At 65.7% G+C, this 5,137-nt stretch carries 5 protein-coding genes; 4 read left to right on the plus strand and 1 reads right to left on the minus strand.

Translation table 11 applies throughout. The annotated features are described in order from the left end of the window. The first annotated feature begins 141 nt into the window (after positions 1–141). From A5767_RS04065 to A5767_RS04075, 3 genes are all read left to right on the plus strand, one after another. A complete protein-coding gene (locus A5767_RS04065; protein ID WP_064851709.1) occupies positions 142–699 on the plus strand; it encodes a DUF421 domain-containing protein in 558 nt (185 codons plus the stop codon). Positions 700–715: 16 nt separating this feature from the next. Continuing rightward, positions 716–2,131, plus strand: a complete 1,416-nt coding sequence (locus tag A5767_RS04070; RefSeq protein ID WP_064851712.1) for a DUF2254 domain-containing protein — start codon at positions 716–718, stop codon at positions 2,129–2,131. Positions 2,132–2,234: 103 nt separating this feature from the next. Continuing rightward, positions 2,235–2,705 (plus strand): DUF4383 domain-containing protein, encoded by a 471-nt coding sequence (locus tag A5767_RS04075; RefSeq protein WP_064851710.1) that lies wholly within the window; start codon positions 2,235–2,237, stop codon positions 2,703–2,705. Positions 2,706–2,745: 40 nt separating this feature from the next. On the opposite strand, the gene A5767_RS04080 is transcribed toward A5767_RS04075, so the two are convergent. Then, the gene (locus A5767_RS04080; RefSeq protein ID WP_064851711.1) at positions 2,746–4,287 is read right to left on the minus strand and encodes a SulP family inorganic anion transporter; all 1,542 of its coding nucleotides are present in this window, start codon (positions 4,285–4,287) and stop codon (positions 2,746–2,748) included. Positions 4,288–4,481: 194 nt separating this feature from the next. On the opposite strand from A5767_RS04080, the gene A5767_RS04085 reads away from it, so the two are divergent. Continuing rightward, a complete protein-coding gene (locus A5767_RS04085; RefSeq protein WP_064851713.1) occupies positions 4,482–4,853 on the plus strand; it encodes a MerR family transcriptional regulator in 372 nt (123 codons plus the stop codon). Positions 4,854–5,137: the final 284 nt, after the last annotated feature.

Consider the following 5,137-nt stretch of genomic DNA (forward strand, 5'->3'; position numbering starts at 1 on the left):
ACGATCGAGGCTGTCTCGTACCGGTTGTCGATCACGACCTGCTCCCGGCCGACGGACAGTCGCAGCGACGGATCTGTTCGGGTGCGATCGGTGGCCATGGCTCGGCGAGTACCCGCGTGCCGGTGCGGGTATGCCCGAGGAATGTGGTTCGGAAGTTGGTCCGATCTGATGCGTGTGGTGCTCGTCGGTGCGGCCGCCTATCTCTGGCTGGTGTTCGTGCTGCGGATCTCGGGGAAGCGAACCCTGGCCAAACTCAACGCCTTCGACCTGGTCGTCACCGTCGCTCTCGGTTCGACGCTGGCGACGATTCTGCTCAGTTCCGATGTGCCATGGTCCGAGGGCGCGGTGGCGCTGGTGCTGTTGGCTGGGCTGCAGTTTCTGGCCGCTGCTGTTTCCTCTCGTTGGCCTCGCAGTCGCGCCGTGCTCACTGCCGATCCGACTTTGCTCGTCGAGCACGGTGCAATGCTCGACCTGGCGCTGGCACAGCAACGGATCAGCCCCGGCGAGGTACGGCAAGCGGTGCGCGCCTCCGGTTTCGGCGACCTGGGACAGGTCGCGGCCGTGGTGCTCGAAACCGACGGCAGCCTCAGCGTGATCGGCCACCAGCAGTACGGCAACGGTTCGGTCCTGGACGATGTCGCTCATTCGGCATCCGGTGGTCACCGCCGATCGTCCCGACCCGGTGGTGACCGTCGATGAGGAGCACGACGTTGCCATGACCGGTCCTCGAGGGCACGTCCAGGTGTTCGATGTCGTACGAGCGCGGCGCCGAGTGCTTGTCGAGGCGCTTCGGTCGCGCTTGTGGCCGTTGCCGGCAGCGGCGGTGCTGCTCGCGGTGCTGGCCGGGATCGGCGTGCCCGAACTCGACACCGCCGTCGACGATCACATGCCTGCGGAGGTGGCCGGGTATCTGTTCGGTGGGAGCGCTGACGCGGCCCGGGAGCTGCTCGGCGCGATCGCCGGCTCGCTCATCACTGTCACTTCGTTGACGTTTTCCCTCACATTGGTGACCTTGCAGCTGGCCAGCAGCCAGTATTCGCCGCGGCTGCTGCGCACCTTCGCCGCCGACCGCGTGGTGCAACGCACCCTGGCGTTGTTCCTGAGCACCTTCATCTACGCCTTGACCGTGCTGCGGACAGTCCGTAACGACACCGACGCCGGCACCAGCGAATTCGTGCCCCAGTTGGCCGTGACTCTGGCGTATGCACTGACCGTCGCCAGTGTGGTGTCGCTGGTGCTGTTCCTCGGCCATCTGGTGCGGCAGATCCGCGTCGAAACCGTCCTCGACCAGGTACGCGCCGACACCTGCGCGACGGCAGCGGATATCCTTCCGCGGGCCACCACCGGCGGGGGACCGGAGCAACCACTGCCCGAACCGCCGCCGCACGCTCACCTCGTCGAAGCCGCCGATTCCGGGTTCGTGGTCGAGATCGACGAACGCGCCGTCCTCGACGCGGCGGTGCGCGCCGAGGCTTTCGTGTGGATCGATCGCCCGGTGGGCGACCCGGTCGTGGCGGGAACACCGATCGCGTTCTGCTCGTCTGGGCAACCGGAGCGCACGCTGGCGCGTGAGGCGCGCGATCGGCTCACCGAGCAGATCCGCAGCGCGGTGCGCACCGGCAGTGAACGCACCGTCGCCCAGGACGTCGGCTACGGGCTGCGTCAGCTCACCGATGTGGTGGTACGTGCCCTGTCACCGGGCATCAACGATCCGACGACCGCGGTGCACGGTCTCGTCGCCTGCACGGCGGTCCTCGTCGAATTGCTGTCTGCTCGGTTGGGGCCGTACCCGGTGTGCGACTCCGACAACCGAGTCCGCGTGGTTATCGCGCGGCCGACCTTCGCCGACCTGCTGGAGCTGGTGTGTACGCAGCCGCGGCTCTACGGCGCCACCGACCCCGAGGTCCTCGAGGCACTGTTGTCGATGCTGCACCTACTGGCATGGAAGGCAAGCGCCGATGTCCACCGCCTTGCCGTTGGCGATCAACTCGCGCGGCTCCGTGCTGACATCAGCGACCACGACGGCGCGAGCCGCCGGCGTCTCGAGCGCCGTGCCGACGATATCGAGGAGGCTTTTGCACGCAGGTGGTCCTGCGCCGACCTCGCACCTCGAGTGACGGACACCCACTGATGGTCCTCGTCGGGCGCTGATCCGGTCGGTTTGTCGTTCCCCGGCGCCGGAAACCCGCATGACAAGGGCTCATCCTGCATCGACTGCGTGAAAGGGGCGCACGATGACTTCTCCATCTTTCCGCCCGGCTCGACGCTCGCTCACCGCCACCCCGGTCCAGACCGCCGCGTTGATCGTCGGGGCAGTGTTCCTGCTCGTCGGCATCCTCGGGTTCATTCCGGGGGTCACGTCCGATCTCGACCATCTCGCCGGAGCCGGTCACAGTTCCGGCGCGATGCTGTTCGGACTGTTCCAGGTGTCTGTGCTGCACAACCTTGTCCACGTCGTCTTCGGCATCGCCGGTATCGCCGCGGCCCGTGTCCCCTCCGCTGCAGGGATCTTTTTACTTCTCGGCGGACTGATCTATTTGGGGTTGTGGGTGTTTGGGTTGCTGATCGACAAGGGGGCTGCGGTCAATTTCATCCCGCTCAACAGTGCCGATGACTGGTTGCACTTCACTCTCGGTGTCGGCATGATCGGACTCGGCATACTGCTCGCCCGCGGAAGCCGCACCGACGAGCGTGCACTGTCCTGAACGAAGGCCGCTGCGCCGGCGGGCGGGCACCGGACCGTGATCAATGTCCGGCGCCGAGGCGTCCGGAGAGCCGGTCGAGCCGGTCGCGGCTGGCACCGTCGAGGCCGATGATCTCGACGGTGGTGCCCTTGGCGGCGTATTTCCGAACGATCGCGTCGAAGGTAGCCACCGTCGAGGCGTCCCAGATATCGGCTCCGGTCAGGTCTATGACCACATGAGCGGGATCGCCGGTGTAGTCGAACTGGTAGATCAGGTCGTTGGACGAGGCGAAGAACAACTCGCCGTGCACCTTGTACACCCGGGTCTCGAGGTGGCCGTCGCGATCGGTGTCGGTATCGGTGACTTTTTCGATGCGGGTCATGTGGGCGACGCGCCGGGCGAAGAGCACCATTGCGGTGAGCACGCCGAGGATCACGCCGATCGCGAGGTTGTGGGTGATGACAGTGGCGGCGACGGTCACGGCCATGACAAGGGTCTCGCTGCGCGGCATCAGCTTCAGGGTGCGCGGGCGAATGCTGTGCCAGTCGAGGGTAGCGACGGAGACCATGATCATCACGGCCACGAGGGCGGCCATGGGGATCATGGCGACGATATCGCCGAGGGTGACGACGAGGATGAGCAGGAACACCCCGGCGAGGAAGGTGGAGATGCGGGTGCGGGCGCCGGAGACCTTGACGTTGATCATGGTCTGGCCGATCATCGCGCAGCCACCCATGCCGCCGAAGAAGCCGGTGACGACGTTGGCGACGCCTTGGCCCCAGCCTTCGCGGGTCTTGTTCGAGTGGGTGTCGATGATGTCGTCGACCAACTTGGCGGTCATGAGCGATTCGAGCAGTCCGACCAGCGCCATCGCCAGCGCATAGGGGCCGATGATCGACAGGGTCTCGACGTTCAACGGCACATCGGGAAAGAACAGAGCGGGCAGCGATTCGGGCAGTGCGCCTTCGTCGCCGACGTTCGGCACCTGCCATCCGAAGACCAGCACCACGGCGGTGAGCACCACGATCGCCACCAGCGGCGCGGGGATCGCGGTGGTGAGCTTGGGCAGGAAGAACATCACCGCCAGACCCACGGCGACGAGCGGGTAGACGAGGGTGGGTACGTCGATCAGGTGCGGCAATTGGGCGGTGAAGATCAAGATGGCCAGGGCGTTGACGAAACCGGTCATCACGCTGCGCGGGATGAATCGCATCAGTTTGGCCACTCCGAGCACCGAGAGTATTACCTGCAGCAGGCCGGCGGCGATGACGGTGGCAATGAAGTAGTCGAGGCCGTGCTGCTGGGCGACGGGGGCGATGACCAGGGCGATCGCGGCGGTGGCGGCGGAGATCATCGCCGGGCGACCCCCGACGATGGAAATGGTCACGGCCATGGTGAACGAGGCGAACAACCCGATCCGCGGATCGACCCCGGCGATGATGGAGAACGAAATCGCCTCCGGGATCAATGCCAGAGCGACGACGAGTCCGGCGAGGATCTCGGTTTTCAGACGGCGCGGGGAGCGCAGAGCGGCGCGCACCGAGACGGCAGGGGCGGTGTCCGCCTCGGGTACGGCCGGGGCGTTTCCGGCAGGAGAGGTCACAGGGGTCCTTCGACGATGAGATGCAAGCGGGGCGGGTGCTCGCGTCGGGAGGCGGTAACAGCGGTGATGCCACGGATCGCGGGAGACTCTACCCTTACGTAAGGGTAGAGTTCTAATCGTCCCGCCGCGGCCCGCTACGCTGGAGGTTCGACCAGGGCAGAACAGGAGCGGCGGTGACGATCGAGTTGGACCACATGCAGATCGGGCAGGTGGCGACGCGCACCGAGTTGTCGCTCAAGACCATTCGGCACTACGACGAACTCGGTCTGGTCACCCCCTCGGCCCGCAGCGCCGGCGGCTTCCGGCTCTACACCGAAGGCGATGTACAGCGCCTACTGGTGATCCGCCGCATGAAACCTCTGGGATTCTCCCTCGACGAAATGCGCGAACTGCTCGATGCCCTGGACATCCTCGCCTCCGACGACGCAGTCGACGCGGAGGCAGCCACTGCGCGTCATGTACTTGCGGGCTTCTACGAGCGTGCCGAGGACAGTTGCGCTCGGCTGCGTACCCAGCTCGCGTACGCGGAAGAGTTGACCTCCATCCTGAAAACGCACGCCGGCTGATCCAAGCAGTCATCGATCCTCGGTGAATCGTCGACGGATGTGCCTGCGTGGTGGCAATTGCAGGACGCGTACGACGCACGGAGCGTAGCTCCAGCGCGCATCACATCATGGATAAGAATGATTATTCATGAGATGCGGAATGGGTGATGGTGGCCGAGGGGCCGCAGGAACACTCCGGGGTGTGATCTTTTCGTCCTGGCCAGTGCACCATCTAGCCAAATTGTCCCTGGTGGGACGCCCGTTCCGGGCTGAAAATGGTGTGGTGGTCGCCCGTCGACGCCGTC

It is taken from the genome of Rhodococcus sp. 852002-51564_SCH6189132-a (assembly GCF_001665495.1).
GTDB lineage: Bacteria > Actinomycetota > Actinomycetes > Mycobacteriales > Mycobacteriaceae > Rhodococcus > Rhodococcus pyridinivorans.